Below are 14355 nucleotides of genomic sequence, written 5' to 3'. Positions count from 1 at the left end.
TAATATGTAACTTTTCTGCTTGTCGTCACTTTCTCTAGAAAGGAGGTGTTCCAGCCGCACCTTCCGGTACGGCTACCTTGTTACGACTTAGCCCTAGTTACCAGTTTTACCCTAGGCAGCTCCTTGCGGTCACCGACTTCAGGCACCCCCAGCTTCCATGGCTTGACGGGCGGTGTGTACAAGGCCCGGGAACGTATTCACCGGATCATGGCTGATATCCGATTACTAGCGATTCCAGCTTCACGGAGTCGGGTTGCAGACTCCGATCCGAACTGAGAACGGTTTTATAGATTCGCTCCTGGTCACCCAGTGGCTGCTCTCTGTACCGTCCATTGTAGCACGTGTGTAGCCCAAGGCGTAAGGGCCGTGATGATTTGACGTCATCCCCACCTTCCTCACAGTTTGCACTGGCAGTCTCGCTAGAGTTCCCGACATGACTCGCTGGCAACTAACGACAGGGGTTGCGCTCGTTATAGGACTTAACCTGACACCTCACGGCACGAGCTGACGACAACCATGCAGCACCTTGAAAGACGTCCGAAGAAAGTCATGTTTCCACAACTGTCGTCTCCCATTTAAGCCTTGGTAAGGTTCCTCGCGTATCATCGAATTAAACCACATGCTCCACCGCTTGTGCGGGCCCCCGTCAATTCCTTTGAGTTTCAAACTTGCGTTCGTACTCCCCAGGTGGGATACTTATCACTTTCGCTTAGCCACTCAGTATTGCTACCGAACAGCTAGTATCCATCGTTTACGGCGTGGACTACCAGGGTATCTAATCCTGTTCGCTCCCCACGCTTTCGTCCATCAGCGTCAATTGATTGGTAGTAACCTGCCTTCGCAATCGGTATTCCATGTAATCTCTAAGCATTTCACCGCTACACTACATATTCTAGTTACTTCCCAATAATTCAAGCCCTGCAGTATCAATGGCAATTTTCCGGTTGAGCCGAAAGATTTCACCACTGACTTACAGGGCCGCCTACGGACCCTTTAAACCCAATGATTCCGGATAACGCTTGGATCCTCCGTATTACCGCGGCTGCTGGCACGGAGTTAGCCGATCCTTATTCTTACGGTACCGTCAAAGTTCTACACGTAGAACGGTTTCTTCCCGTACAAAAGCAGTTTACAACCCATAGGGCCGTCGTCCTGCACGCGGCATGGCTGGTTCAGACTTGCGTCCATTGACCAATATTCCTCACTGCTGCCTCCCGTAGGAGTCTGGTCCGTGTCTCAGTACCAGTGTGGGGGATCTCCCTCTCAGGACCCCTACCCATCATCGTCTTGGTGTGCCGTTACCACACCAACTAACTAATGGGACGCATGCTCATCTCTCACCGATAAATCTTTAATAATAAGGTGATGCCACCCTAAAATACCATGGGGCATTAATCCGGATTTCTCCGGGCTATTCCCCAGTGAGAGGCAGATTGCATACGCGTTACGCACCCGTGCGCCGGTCTCAATGTCCGAAGACATCTACCCCTCGACTTGCATGTGTTAAGCCTGCCGCTAGCGTTCATCCTGAGCCAGGATCAAACTCTTCATCGTATATTTTAATAACTTACGATTTCAAGCCTTACTCAGTATAATTCAAAAGAAACACGCTATTGTTTCTCCTTACTCTCTGCTTACTTCAGAATCACTTCTGAAGTGCTGTCAATCCAATATGTCTATGAACTTGTCAATCTCTTTTCTTTCGCTTGTGTCTCAAAGCGGGTGCAAAAGTACAACTTGTTTTTAAACTGCCAAGCTTTTTGAGAAAAATATTTTGATCTTTTTTCCTGCCGCCCGGCACATCAATAATAAAGGAACTTTAAACACATCCGGCCCTTTCAAACCGGACGGCAAAGATAAAAAGTCTTTTCGTCTCCGACAAAACTTTTTTTCACTTTTTTTTGCCCCTTATTACCTCAGTATGTCGATGAACTTCGCTGTCAATGCGGGTGCAAAAGTAGCTGCTTTTTTCGCATTTACAAGTTTTAAATGTGGAAATTTTGCAAGTTTTTTCGGCTCTCGATGTAACTTGCTGGAACCACGTCGATTGTGCCCGAAGATTTTTTTTATAAATCCAGACGCGTTTGCGATTCGACCCGATTCCAGACTGTTCCCTGAAAAGCGAATTCATCGGATAAACCTGAATTGTTGGCGAAAATCTTCATCCCTTACCCGCAAAGCCAGCGTGAAATTTATCTCGAGAGACGGCTATCTATGGTTGAAAAGTTGAACAGCGTCGGAAATTTGCTCATTCGATAACATTTTCCCGATCGTTATATGGGGAATTTCTGCAAATTTGACCACGCTTCTTGCCCTTATCGGAAATCCGATCAAGAAATCTTTCATCCGACGCCTCAAATTTCCTTACCTGGGCTCGTAGCCAGATAAATGGTTCCATTCGCTTTTCCGACTTGGGCAGGGAACGTATCGAAACGATCGAAGACCGCCTCAATATCGTCAAACCCATCCATGTAAAATATTAGTTTTGGAGAATCGGCTTCATCCATGTAAAATTCCATTATCGTAAGATGTGCCTCGGCATTCCGGCTTCCGAAATCAAACAATGCAGCCGGTTCGTCCTTGAATCCTGCCACAACTCGTATTGTATATAAGGAAGGCCGTGGATTATCGAATATCGCAACATCGGAAGTTAGATTGGTGAAACGCCTGCATCGCACAAAAACGGTAAGAACGGAGAAAGCATAAAAAAAGACAGCCCGGGCCGTCTTAATTTGTCTTGGATTTTTCGTTTGCCTGTTCGACCGCCTTTCCTGTCCAATATTTGTCGAGGTCATTTATGTTGACAGGTTTGGCCGCTTCCTGTTTTTGAAGGCGACCGCTCTCGAAGGCACGCACCAATATGGTTTCGATAAGATAATCTTCGTTCACGGCATAAGGGTTGTATCCTCGCTTAAGGTCAAGGTCGAAAACCTTAGCGGTATTACTCGACCAAAATGCTTTCCAGGCACTCTTGTAATCCTTGATAATCGAAAATGTCGTGCGGCCGGTTTGCCTGTACACAAGCTTAATCAAGATTTGGCCTTGTTTACGGGAGAGTTTCTTCAGCTTTTCTGAAAATTCATTCTCTATATAGTCTTCGACAATTTTATAGTATTTCTTTTTCTCTTTGGCGGTTTTAAGCTTTGCCATGTTGCGATCGAGCATATTGAGACGCTCGGCCGCCATACGCGCGTACGGATAGACCTTATAAACCCGGCTTTGCAAAATCAGGAATTCCTTTTTACCGGCATAGTTCAATGGTTGTTTACCTATATATACGTCCTCGAGCATGATTTCCATGATCGAATCCTGTTCTGCCTTGTTGAGATCGGCGATACTGTCCTGGGGCGTGATCTGGGCAAACGCTCCAAGACTGCAAGTCGTAAGAAATAAAAGCGCGCTTATAAATCTCATATTGATTGTTTAGGTTTCAAAAATATGCAATCCGTTGGCAACTGTAGTGCCAAATATTTAATTTAGCGGAAAATAATCCGAATGAGTGCAAAATCAATTTTAAAGAAATCATCGATGGCGTTTATGGAACGCTACCTTAATAATGCATCGCCTACAGGATATGAATCCGATGGGCAAAAACTGTGGATGGATTACGTGCGGCCGTATGTCGATACATTCATTACCGATACATACGGAACGGCCGTTGGCGTCATCAATCCCGATGCGGAGTTCAAAGTAGTCATCGAAGGACATTCCGATGAAATTTCATGGTATGTCAATTACATTACGGACAACGGTCTTATATACGTGATCCGGAACGGAGGCTCCGACCATGTGATCGCGCCGTCGAAACGCGTCAATATCCACACCAAAAAGGGAATCGTAAAAGGTGTTTTCGGATGGCCCGCCATACATACCAGGAACCGCGATAAGGAGGAGCATCCCAAGATCGACAATCTCCACATCGACGTCGGCTGCGACACCAAGGCCCAGGTCGAGGAAATGGGCATACACGTCGGGTGCGTCATTACCTACCCGGACGAATTCATCATCCTCAACGAAAACAAACTGGTCTGTCGCGCTATCGATAACCGGATGGGCGGATTCATGATCGCGGAAGTCGCACGTTTGTTATCTGAAAACAAAAAGAAATTGCCTTTTGGTTTATACATTACCAATTCCGTACAGGAAGAAGTAGGACTGAGAGGAGCCGAAATGATCACCCAAACCATACGCCCCAACGTCGCTATCGTCACCGACGTCTGCCACGACACGACGACTCCGATGATCAACAAACGCATCGAAGGGGAAGTACAGATAGGAAAAGGCCCGGTCATTACCTACGCTCCGGCGGTGCAAAACAATTTGCGCGAACACATACTCGACACAGCCGAAAAGAACAAAATCCCCTTTCAACGACTCGCTTCTTCGAGAGTGACGGGAACCGATACGGACGCGTTCGCGTACAGCAACGGTGGCGTCGCTTCTGCACTGATATCGCTACCGCTTCGTTACATGCACACCACCGTGGAAATGGTTCACAAGGACGACGTCGAGAACGTGATCCGATTGATCTACGAATCCTTGCTGACGATCGAAAATGGCGAAACCTTCAGCTATTTCAAGTAAGACAAATAAAAAAGCATCCTGTTACGGGATGCTTTTTCCTTTATAACTAACCTTTATAAACCCAATATTACAATTTTGGAAGAGCGGACGGAAGGCTCAATTTCTTTTGCCCTTTGTTGATATAATTGAAATCCAGCGGTGCGTATGCGGGAAGCTTGGCCTCGATTAGAGCATTGCTCTCGTTGATTTCAGCAATTGACGTCTCGAAGTACAACGGCAGTGCCTCCTCTTCGATGGCCTCAATTATCTGCTTGCTGTCGGACGCCGTTTCTTCAGCGGTTTTAGCATAATTCGAGCTGATGAAAGTTGACGGATGGGCTACGAATTCCTCGTTGACGAATTTAGTGTGAAATGGAACTCCGCCTCCAAAAACGGTTTCCGTGTCCATTTCGCTAAGACCTTGGTATGTTGCGGCATTGCCTGCAAAGGCGGCCAATAAGGCCAAACTGAAAGTGATGATTGATTTCATGTGATTGATTGATGTCCTCGGCTCCACAAGTGTGGCGCGTTGGGATTGATTGATTTGATTGATGATTTTTACCGGAAGTGATTACGCTTTGGCGATCAGGTCAGCGACTTCTTTGTTACCGGTCGCCTCTGCCCATTTTTGGGCGGTAAAACCGTTCTCGCTTTTGTCTCTCGTGCTGGCTCCTTTAGAAAGCAGGAATTTCGCAATTTCGATTTGATTGTAACGGGCGGCTACCATAAGTGGTGTCATTCCGTTGGATTTTTCGTTGACGTCGGCTCCGTATTCTACCATTTTCTTTACGAAGTCCAGTTCGCCTTTGCTGATAGCGTTACAAAGTGGTGTTCCGCCTACAAGTTTGACTTCCGATGTAGTGATTGGATTTACGGAAGTTGTGATTTCATTAGCCATAGCGACATTTGCAAACGATGCTAGAGCGAGACCGAAGATGATTGATTTTTTCATGATGATTGATTTTAATTGATTGTGATTTTTGTTAATAGACGCGACGTTTCGTTCAAACGTTACTCTTAAAATTGACATTAACTTTTTTTTAACCTTATTGAACATTACCAAAATTAAAAAACGCCCTGAATAAAGGCGTTTTGAAATTGTTATGTGTAAATTATCTTATTTAAGAAAATCGATGACGTTGCGTTCGATGCGCGCATCTATGTCCGAAATATCTGCTTTTACGAACGGTTCGCCCAAAATGTTTTCGAACAATTCGATGTAGCGGTCCGAAACCGATTCGATATAAGCCTCGGTCATATCCGGGATGATTTGCCCGTCCTTTCCCTGAAAATCATTGGCGATCAGCCACTGGCGGACGAATTCCTTCGAGAGTTGCTTTTGATTTTCTCCTTTCGCCTGTCGTTCCTGGTAGCCATCGGCGTAAAAGTAGCGGGACGAATCCGGAGTATGGATTTCGTCGATCAAAACGATTTTCCCATCTTTTGTCTTCCCGAATTCATACTTCGTATCCACGAGGATCAATCCGCGGTCGGCGGCAATGTTGGTGCCTCGTTGAAAAAGCGCGTGCGTATAATTTTCGAGCACAAGATAGTCCGCTTCCGACACGATTCCTTTCAACAGGATCTCCTCTCGCGAAATATCCATATCGTGTTCGCCATTATCGGCTTTGGTCGTCGGAGTTATGATAGGTTGCGGAAATTTGTCGTTTTCCTTCAAACCTTCCGGAAGGTGGACACCGCAAAGGCTGCGTTTTCCCGATGCATATTCGCGTGCGGCGTGGCCAGACAAATAGCCGCGGATCACCATTTCCACTTTAAAAGGCGTGCACAAATGTCCGACTGCTACGTTTGGATCGGGCGTGGCGATGAGCCAATTCGGGACGATATCTTTTGTAAGATCCATAAAACGCGTCGCGATCTGGTTCAGGATTTGGCCTTTATACGGAATCCCTTTTGGAAGAACAACATCGAAAGCCGAAAGCCTGTCGGTGGCAACCATGACCAAAAGTTCATCGTTGATGTTATACACTTCCCTAACCTTGCCGCGATAAACCGACTTCTGTCCGGGAAAATTAAAATTAGTGGTGGTGATGGTGTTGTTCATTATGGCAGTTTTAACTTGTGTTGCGTTCGCCTTTTTAGCGTCGGCGCAAAAATAAGGTTTATTGGAACTTTGCCCAAGTTATTTTAACGGGTTTCACAAAAAGAAAAAGCGCAGGTCGGTCCCACGCTTTTTGTTATCCTTTTCATCAAATCAACCCTGATTCTCGATTTTTTTATAGGCTTCGATCACCTTTTTGACCAATCGGTGACGGACGATATCTTTGTCGTCGAGATAAATGATGCCGATCCCGTCGGTGTCTTTCAAAATTAATAGCGCCTCTTTAAGCCCGGACATCGTCGAACGCGGCAAATCTACCTGGCCGGGATCCCCGGTAATGATGAATTTGGCGTTTTTTCCCATTCGCGTCAGGAACATTTTCATTTGGGAATGTGTCGTATTCTGGGCCTCGTCGAGGATGACGAAAGCGTTGTCGAGCGTGCGTCCGCGCATGAAAGCCAAAGGCGCGATCTGTATGATTCCCTTCAGAAGATAATCTTCAAGAGTCGTCGGAGGCAACATGTCGCGCAAGGCGTCATACAACGGCTGCATGTAAGGATCGAGTTTTTCCTTCATGTCTCCCGGAAGAAAACCCAAATTCTCGCCTGCCTCTACCGCCGGACGTGTCAATATGATGCGCTTGACCTGCTTTTCCTTGAGCGCTTTGACAGCCAGGGCGACACCGGTATACGTCTTTCCCGTTCCCGCTGGCCCCACCGCAAATACCATATCGTTCTTGAAAACCGAATCGACGAGAATCTGTTGATTGGGCGTCATGGCCTTGATCAGCTTCCCGCCGAGGCCGTGAACCAGGATCCTGTCGTGGTCCGGCATGCGCGTTTCGTCCTGTGTATTGCTTTGGATGACGCGGTCGATGACGTTGTCGTCGATATTATTGTAACGTGTAAAATGTGCCATCAGCCTGTGGAAGCGGTTTTCGAACTCGTCGAGCACCTCTTTTTCGCCGAACGCCTTAATCGTCGTTCCCCTGGCCACTATTTTGAGTTTGGGATAATATTTCTTGATCGTTTCCAGGTGTGCGTCTTGCGCCCCCCAGAAATCTTTTGGGGCAATGTCCCCAAGTTCGATGACTCTCTCGTTCAAAGGCCTTCTTTTTTAAATTAGGAATAATAGCTTTTTTAAGTAGCTTTGCATGAATTCCGACGCCATTTCAACGGCGTTTAGGTTCTCTCAAATATAACGATTTAACGGGTGGCCTGCCCAGATTTTATAAACAATTTTATGTCAATAATTACGCTTACCACCGATTATGGCCTTCGCGATCATTTCGTCGGAGCGTTGAAAGGTAAGCTCCTTTCGGAATATCCGGAAGCCAACATCATTGACATTTCCCACGAAATCGATCATTTCAATACGGCAGAGGCGAGTTACATCGTCGAGGCGGCCTATTCGAGTTTTCCGAAGGGAAGCGTGCACCTGATTGGCGTCGATATCGAACTCGGTCGCAACACGCGCCATGTCGCCATGCAGTGGAACGGCCATTTTTTCATTTGTGCTGACAATGGCACGCTGGGTTTTCTGACGCAAAAATTCGTTGCGGAAAAAATCGTCGCCATCAACATTCACGACCGATTGCCCGAAGACGCCACCGATCTCGACGTATTCGCAAAGGTTGCCTGTCATTTGGCCAAAGGCGGCACGTTGAATGTGATCGGACGCGAAATCGAATCGGTCATGGAACAAACCGAACTCAAACCGGTCATCGCTTCCGATGGCTCGTCTATAAAAGGATATGTCGTCTACATCGACCATTTCGGCAACGTGGTAACCAACATCACCAAAAAAATGTTCACCGAAACGGGAAAAGGCCGGAACTACGAAGTCACGTTCCGAACAGGCCAGCACAACATCCGGACGATTTTCTCAAAATATGCCGACGTCGTGACATCGGACACGTATCCGCCAAAATTTTACGAAGGCCAACGCCTGGCGCTTTTCAACGCGGCGGGCAATCTCGAGATCGCTTTGTTCCGCAGCAATCCCGCTACGACCGGAGGGGCTTCTTCCCTACTTGGTCTCGGCTATCGCGATGCCGTAACCATTAATTTTTCGTAACATGTTCATCCGAATCGTAAAACTCAGTTTCCATATCGAAAACGTCCCTGCCTTTCTCGAAAATTTCGAGCTCATGAAGCAGCAAATACGAAACGCTCCGGGAAATCGTTTATTGGAACTGTATCGCGACAAACAAAACCCGGGCGTCTTTTTTACCTATAGTTATTGGGAAACCGAACAGGATCTCGAAAATTACAGACAGTCCGAACTTTTTTACGACGTTTGGGCGTTCACGAAAAAATTGTTCAATGACAAACCGGAGGCGTGGAGCGTTGATAGGTTGGTTAGTTTGGGATAGTTTAAAGTTTAAGGTTTAAAGTTTAAAGTTTAAAGTTTAAAGTTTGATGTTTAAGGCTTATGGGGCTGAGTTTTGTTTCGGAGACCAACTTTAAACCTCAAACTTTAAACAAAAGGATAAAAAAATGAAAGCAATTCTATTACGAGAGATAAAGTCGTTCTTCGGTTCGCCCGTAGGTTATCTCGTCATTGCCATTTTCCTGTTGCTCAACGGGCTCTTTCTTTGGGTTTTTGATGGGGAATACAACATTGCCCAAAGCGGCTTTGCAGATTTGACGCCGTTTTTTACGATCGCGCCTTGGATCCTGCTATTCCTGATCCCGGCCGTGACGATGAAGAGTTTCTCGGAAGAAAAAAAGCAAGGAACACTTGAATTGCTGCTCACTAAACCGCTGAGCGTGTGGCAAATCGTCAACGGAAAATTTTTGGGATCGGTAGTGCTTATCACCATTGCGATCGTTCCTACGCTTATTTATGTTTATGTCGTTTCGAGACTCGGCATGTCCGAAGGCAACATAGACATGGGCAGCACAATGGGTTCCTATTTCGGATTGTTGTTCCTGATCGCAGCTTACACAGCCATCGGTGTTTTCACGTCCTCGCTTTCCGACAACCAGATCGTTTCGTTCATCACCTCGGTTTTCCTGAGCTTCGTTTTGTATTACGGATTTGAAGGAATCGCAGGATTTGCAGGCAACGGACGCGATTTCGTCTCGGCTATGGGAATGGACAGCCATTTTGAAAGTATGGGACGGGGCGTGATCGATACGCGTGACGTCATGTATTTCCTGACCGTGACGATCCTGTTCCTGTCGTTCACCGTCTTCAAACTCAAATCGCTGAAATCATGACGGACGCCAAAAAGAAAAACCTTAAAAGCCTGTTGATCACCGTCGGGATACTGATTGTGGTAAACCTCGCCGGAATCAAGATTTTCCAGCGATTCGACCTCACCCAGGACAATCGGTACACATTGTCGCAAACGTCATTCAGCATCATCGAAGAAGTGCGCGAACCGTTGCTCGTAGAGGTTTATCTCGACGGAGATTTTCCGGGAGAGTTCAGGAAATTACAGTCAGAGACGCGACAGTTGCTCGAAGAATTCAAGGCTTACAATTCCAATATTCGGTTCCGTTTCGTCAATCCGCTTGACGGATCTGAGAATAGCGATGGCGATAAACGCGAAATCATCTACTCTATTTTCAAGATGGACAATCCGGCCGTCTCACCAAAAGAGCAAAAAGAAATCCAAACCAGCCTGCAACAAATTCCGGATCTCGACAAAGCCGTTCTCGATTCGTTTCTCGGCACCGGAATGACGCCGGCACGCGTTACGATGAACGACCGCGGCAAGCAAACCGAGGCCGTCGTCTTTCCGTGGGCGATCGCGACTTACCAGGGCCGCAGCGTCAAAATTCCGTTGTTAAAGAACGCGATGGGCGCTTCGACGGCTGAGAAAGTAGTCGGATCTGTACAACATCTCGAATATGCGTTCGCCAATGCATTTAACACCGTTTCCAAAAGCAAGAATAAAAAAGTGGCCGTCGTAAAAGGAAATGGCGAGCTACACGATTTGCTTATGGCGGATTTCATCAAGCAGACCAAGCAAAACTATTTCATCGGAACCTTCACGCTCGATTCGGTTGAAAGCCAGCCAGTCGAAACGTTGAAATTCCTCAAAAAATACGACATGCTCGTGATCGCTAAACCTACCGAGACCTTTTCGGATGCGGAAAAACAAGTACTCGACCAATATGTCGTAGGCGGCGGAAAAACGCTTTGGCTCGTCGACCAGGTCAAAATCGAAATGGACAGTTTGTACAATTCACAAGGTGCGGCGCTTGCTTTCCCTGTCGATTTGAACCTTAACGACATGTTCTTCAAATATGGGTTCCGCATCAATCCCAATCTCGTCAAAGATCTCAATTGCGCCCCTATCGCGCTGGCGACGGGCGAGCAGGGAAGCGCAACCCAATATTCCCAATATCCATGGTTTTATGCTCCTTTGGTGTATGCCGATTCCAAGCATCCGATCGTCGATAACCTCGACCCGGTCAAATTTGATTTTGCGAACAGCATCGACACGCTGAAGAACGGCATCAAAAAAACCGTGCTTTTGCATTCCTCCCAGTATTCGAATATGGTTGGCGCCCCAGTGGAGGTGCGTCTCGACATGGTTCAGGAACGTCCGGAGCCTACCGAATTCAAAGGTGGAGGAAACATTCCGATGGCGGTGCTGCTCGAAGGAAAGTTCCGCTCGGTTTTCGAAAACCGCGTGCTGGCATTCAACGACGACAGTTTCAGGACCGAAGGCAAAGCCGGGAAAATGATCGTGATCTCGGATGGCGACATCGTGCGCAACCAACTCGACAAAGAATTTCGTCCGCTCGAACTCGGCTACGATAAATGGACCAACAAACTATACGGCAACAAGGAATTCCTCAACAATTGCGTGAATTACCTGCTCGACGATACGGGACTTATCAACATCCGCAACAAAGAAGTCAAACTTCCTATCCTCGACCAGGAAAAAGTATACCAAAATTACAGTGCGATCCAAGGCGTAACCGTCGCAGTTCCAATCGTCCTGCTGGTGTTGTTCGGTATTGTCTTTACGATGATCCGCAAGCGTCGCTACTCGCGATAGTGTTAATAAATTTAATTTCTTCGTTAGACGGATTAAAATATATTTGTGATTCGGATAAACCCGACCTAAAAATAAAATTTGCAGATGAAATTCATCGTATCGAGTTCGTATCTACTCAAACAACTCCAGGTGTTGGGAAGTGTTATCAACAGCAGCAACACCTTGCCTATCCTGGACAATTTCCTTTTCGACCTGGACAGCAACACCCTTACCGTATCGGCTTCGGATCTCGAGACGACGATGAGCGCCACTTTGGAAATCGATTCGACATCCAAGGGAAGCGTTGCCGTTCCTGCGAAATTGTTGCTTGAAATCCTCAAAACGTTCCCGGAGCAACCGCTCACGTTTACGGTAGAGGAAAACAGCACGATAGAAATCAGTTCGAATTCGGGTAAATACGCGTTGGCTTATGCCCCGGGCGAGGAATTCCCGCGTTCGGTCAGTCTTGACGATCCGTCATCTACCGTGGTTCCTGCCGAGATCCTTGCCACTGCTGTGAGCAAGACGATTTTCGCCGCCGGAAACGATGATTTGCGTCCGGTAATGTCCGGCGTTTTCTTCCAGTTTTCTACAGAAGGCTTGACGTTCGTTGCCACAGATGCACACAAGCTTGTGAAATATGCGCGTGCCGATGTGAAAGCGTCACAGGAAGCCAACTTTATCATGCCCAAAAAGCCGTTGAACATCCTCAAAAGCATTTTGGGTGCATCCGATGCCGACGTGAAGATCGAATACAACGATTCAAATGCCACGTTCTCGTTCGACAATTATGTCCTGACGTGCCGCCTGATCGATGGGAAATATCCGAATTACGAAGCGGTTATCCCGAAAGAGAACCCTAACAAATTGCAAATCGATCGCGGACAATTTTTGAGTTCGGTTCGTCGCGTTGCGATTTTTTCGAACAAGACGACCCACCAGATCAGACTCAAGATCGCCGGAACGGAATTGAATATTTCGGCCGAAGACATCGATTATTCGAACAAAGCCGAAGAAAGATTGACGTGCGATTATCAGGGAGACGATATCCAGATCGGGTTCAATTCGCGTTTCCTTACCGAAATGCTGACGAACCTCCAAAGCGATTCCATCCTTTTGGAAATGTCGTTGCCCAACCGTGCCGGAATCCTTACTCCCGTCGACGGACTGGACGAAGGCGAAAGCGTGACCATGCTTGTCATGCCGGTCATGCTGAACAATTAAGCTACCAACCAATTTTTTCTATTGACGAAGCCGTGATCCAAAAGATTGCGGCTTTTTCAATTTCCGATACTCGTCTGATTTTCATTCAGAAACGTTCCAGGTTATCAAGGTTGGCAAAGGATTTATGCGATACGGATGAGTTTTTTGTTCACGAATTCCTCAATTCCCAAAGGCGACAATTCGCGACCGTAACCCGAGCGCTTCACGCCGCCAAACGGCAAATCCGGGCGGGACGCCAAATTTTCGTTGATAAACACCATGCCCGTTTCCATTTGGGAAGCCACGTTGACCGCGCGATCGACATCTTGGCTGAAAACCACGCCACCCAAACCAAAATTCGTATCATTGGCCAGCTCAACGGCTTCTTTTTCTGTCCTCACCCTATAAAATGACGCGACGGGACCGAACAATTCTTGATGATAAGCGACCATTCCCGGTTTAATGTCCGCCAGGATAGTCAACTCATAAAATGCGCCTTCCCTGTCGATGGGCTTGCCGCCAGCTAAAATTGTCGCACCAGCGGCCACGGTTTCCTGTACCTGTTGATGAAGTTTATCGACGGCGTCTTGCGTAGACAAGGGCCCAACCTGAGTTTCCGGATCAAGCGGATCGCCTACTTTGAGATTGGCAATCTTTTGTTGAAGTTTTGAGAGAAACTCATCTGCGACGGCATCCATGACGATGAAGCGCTTTGCCGATGTGCATGCCTGGCCCATGTTGGCGAAACGGCCGAGATATGCCTTTTCTACGGCAAGGTCGATGTCGGCATCGTCGAGCACGATGAAGGCGTCACTTCCACCGAGTTCAAGAACCGATTTTTTGAGGTTACGCCCCGCTGATTCACCCAAACTCGACCCGGCTGCCTCGCTTCCCGTCAATGACATTCCGGCGATCCTCGAGTCTTCCCCGAGCTTTGAAATTCTTTTGCCGGATAAGAAAAGATTCGTGTAAACACCGTGTGGAGCGCCGGCTTCGCGGAAGATATTCTCTATCATTTCGGCGCATTGAGGCACATTCGATGCATGTTTTATGGCCACGACATTTCCAGCCATGATATTTGGGGCGGCCAGTCTCGCGACTTGATTGAACGGATAATTCCAGGGTTCGACGCCCAATATGATCCCGATTGGGGAAAGGCGGACGAACGCTTTTCCATCCTCGATTTCCATCGGACGGTCCTTGAGAAACTCCGCGGCGTTTTTGGCGTAGTACTCATAAACCGAAGCGACCATTTCTACTTCACTCTCACTTTGGGCGATGAGTTTTCCCATCTCTATGGTGATGAGTTTGGCGAGTTCCTGCTTTCGTTCCCGGAAGAGCGAGGCTACTTTGAGCAACAGGTCTTTGCGGATTTTGATATCGGATTGTTTCCAGAAACGATAGGCGTTGTGGGCAATTTGGAGTTTGGCGTCCAATTGTTCCTGGGTCAATTCGTCGTATTGTTTAAGCAGCTGGTTGTTATAGGGATTGATGGTTTGTATCGGCATGGTGTTATTTCGTTGGAGTT

Annotated in this window: 13 protein-coding genes and 1 rRNA gene; 6 read left to right on the top strand and 8 right to left on the bottom strand. The window is 47.3% G+C overall.

The features are described 5' to 3' along the window. Positions 1-38: 38 nt before the first annotated feature. The 3 genes from HC229_RS11295 to HC229_RS11285 all read right to left on the bottom strand — a co-directional run bounded on the left by HC229_RS11295 (position 39) and on the right by HC229_RS11285 (position 3414). Positions 39-1554, bottom strand: a 16S ribosomal RNA gene (locus HC229_RS11295). A gap of 800 nt (positions 1555-2354) precedes the next feature. After that, positions 2355-2594, bottom strand: coding sequence for a hypothetical protein (locus HC229_RS11290; RefSeq protein ID WP_191020591.1), 240 nt, complete (start codon positions 2592-2594; stop codon positions 2355-2357). Between the two features lie 133 nt (positions 2595-2727). Next, positions 2728-3414, bottom strand: coding sequence for a DUF4294 domain-containing protein (locus tag HC229_RS11285; protein ID WP_191020590.1), 687 nt, complete (start codon positions 3412-3414; stop codon positions 2728-2730). 81 nt (positions 3415-3495) lie between these two features. Here HC229_RS11285 and HC229_RS11280 point away from each other — a divergent pair, with 81 nt between their 5' ends. Beyond that, positions 3496-4584, top strand: a complete 1089-nt coding sequence (locus tag HC229_RS11280; protein ID WP_191020589.1) for a M42 family metallopeptidase — start codon at positions 3496-3498, stop codon at positions 4582-4584. Between the two features lie 67 nt (positions 4585-4651). Here the strand turns inward: HC229_RS11280 and HC229_RS11275 are convergent, their stop codons facing one another. The 4 genes from HC229_RS11275 to HC229_RS11260 form a co-directional block, all read right to left on the bottom strand. Continuing rightward, a complete protein-coding gene (locus HC229_RS11275; RefSeq protein ID WP_191020588.1) occupies positions 4652-5053 on the bottom strand; it encodes a hypothetical protein in 402 nt (133 codons plus the stop codon). 81 nt (positions 5054-5134) lie between these two features. Then, positions 5135-5515, bottom strand: a complete 381-nt coding sequence (locus tag HC229_RS11270; protein ID WP_191020587.1) for an ankyrin repeat domain-containing protein — start codon at positions 5513-5515, stop codon at positions 5135-5137. A 165-nt stretch (positions 5516-5680) separates the two neighbouring features. Continuing rightward, positions 5681-6628, bottom strand: a complete 948-nt coding sequence (locus HC229_RS11265) for a phosphoribosylaminoimidazolesuccinocarboxamide synthase (RefSeq protein ID WP_191020586.1) — start codon at positions 6626-6628, stop codon at positions 5681-5683. Between the two features lie 150 nt (positions 6629-6778). Then, on the bottom strand, positions 6779-7729 hold the full coding sequence (locus tag HC229_RS11260) for a PhoH family protein (protein WP_191020585.1): 951 nt from the start codon (positions 7727-7729) through the stop codon (positions 6779-6781). Between the two features lie 138 nt (positions 7730-7867). On the opposite strand from HC229_RS11260, the gene HC229_RS11255 reads away from it, so the two are divergent. The 5 genes from HC229_RS11255 (at position 7868) to dnaN (ending at position 12848) form a co-directional block, all read left to right on the top strand. Then, the gene (locus tag HC229_RS11255; protein WP_191020584.1) at positions 7868-8701 is read left to right on the top strand and encodes an SAM hydrolase/SAM-dependent halogenase family protein; all 834 of its coding nucleotides are present in this window, start codon (positions 7868-7870) and stop codon (positions 8699-8701) included. 1 nt (position 8702) lies between these two features. After that, positions 8703-8999: a putative quinol monooxygenase gene (locus HC229_RS11250; RefSeq protein ID WP_191020583.1), complete on the top strand. Its 297-nt coding sequence runs from the start codon at positions 8703-8705 to the stop codon at positions 8997-8999. A 124-nt stretch (positions 9000-9123) separates the two neighbouring features. Continuing rightward, positions 9124-9849, top strand: coding sequence for a gliding motility-associated ABC transporter permease subunit GldF (gene gldF / locus HC229_RS11245; RefSeq protein ID WP_191020582.1), 726 nt, complete (start codon positions 9124-9126; stop codon positions 9847-9849). Then, entirely contained in the window at positions 9846-11645 is a 1800-nt protein-coding gene (gene gldG / locus HC229_RS11240; protein WP_191020581.1) for a gliding motility-associated ABC transporter substrate-binding protein GldG, read from the top strand. Before gldF ends, gldG begins: the two co-directional genes overlap by 4 nt. Positions 11646-11729: 84 nt before the next feature. Then, on the top strand, positions 11730-12848 hold the full coding sequence (dnaN, locus tag HC229_RS11235; RefSeq protein ID WP_191020580.1) for a DNA polymerase III subunit beta: 1119 nt from the start codon (positions 11730-11732) through the stop codon (positions 12846-12848). 122 nt (positions 12849-12970) lie between these two features. Here dnaN and HC229_RS11230 read toward each other — a convergent pair whose 3' ends face one another. Continuing rightward, positions 12971-14335 (bottom strand): NAD-dependent succinate-semialdehyde dehydrogenase, encoded by a 1365-nt coding sequence (locus tag HC229_RS11230; RefSeq protein WP_191020579.1) that lies wholly within the window; start codon positions 14333-14335, stop codon positions 12971-12973. Positions 14336-14355: the final 20 nt, after the last annotated feature.

It is taken from the genome of Flavobacterium selenitireducens (assembly GCF_014748335.1).
In the GTDB taxonomy this organism is placed as follows: domain Bacteria; phylum Bacteroidota; class Bacteroidia; order Flavobacteriales; family Flavobacteriaceae; genus Flavobacterium; species Flavobacterium selenitireducens.
Note: the sequence above shows the minus strand (reverse complement) of the source record. Positions and strands in the feature narration are given on the sequence as shown.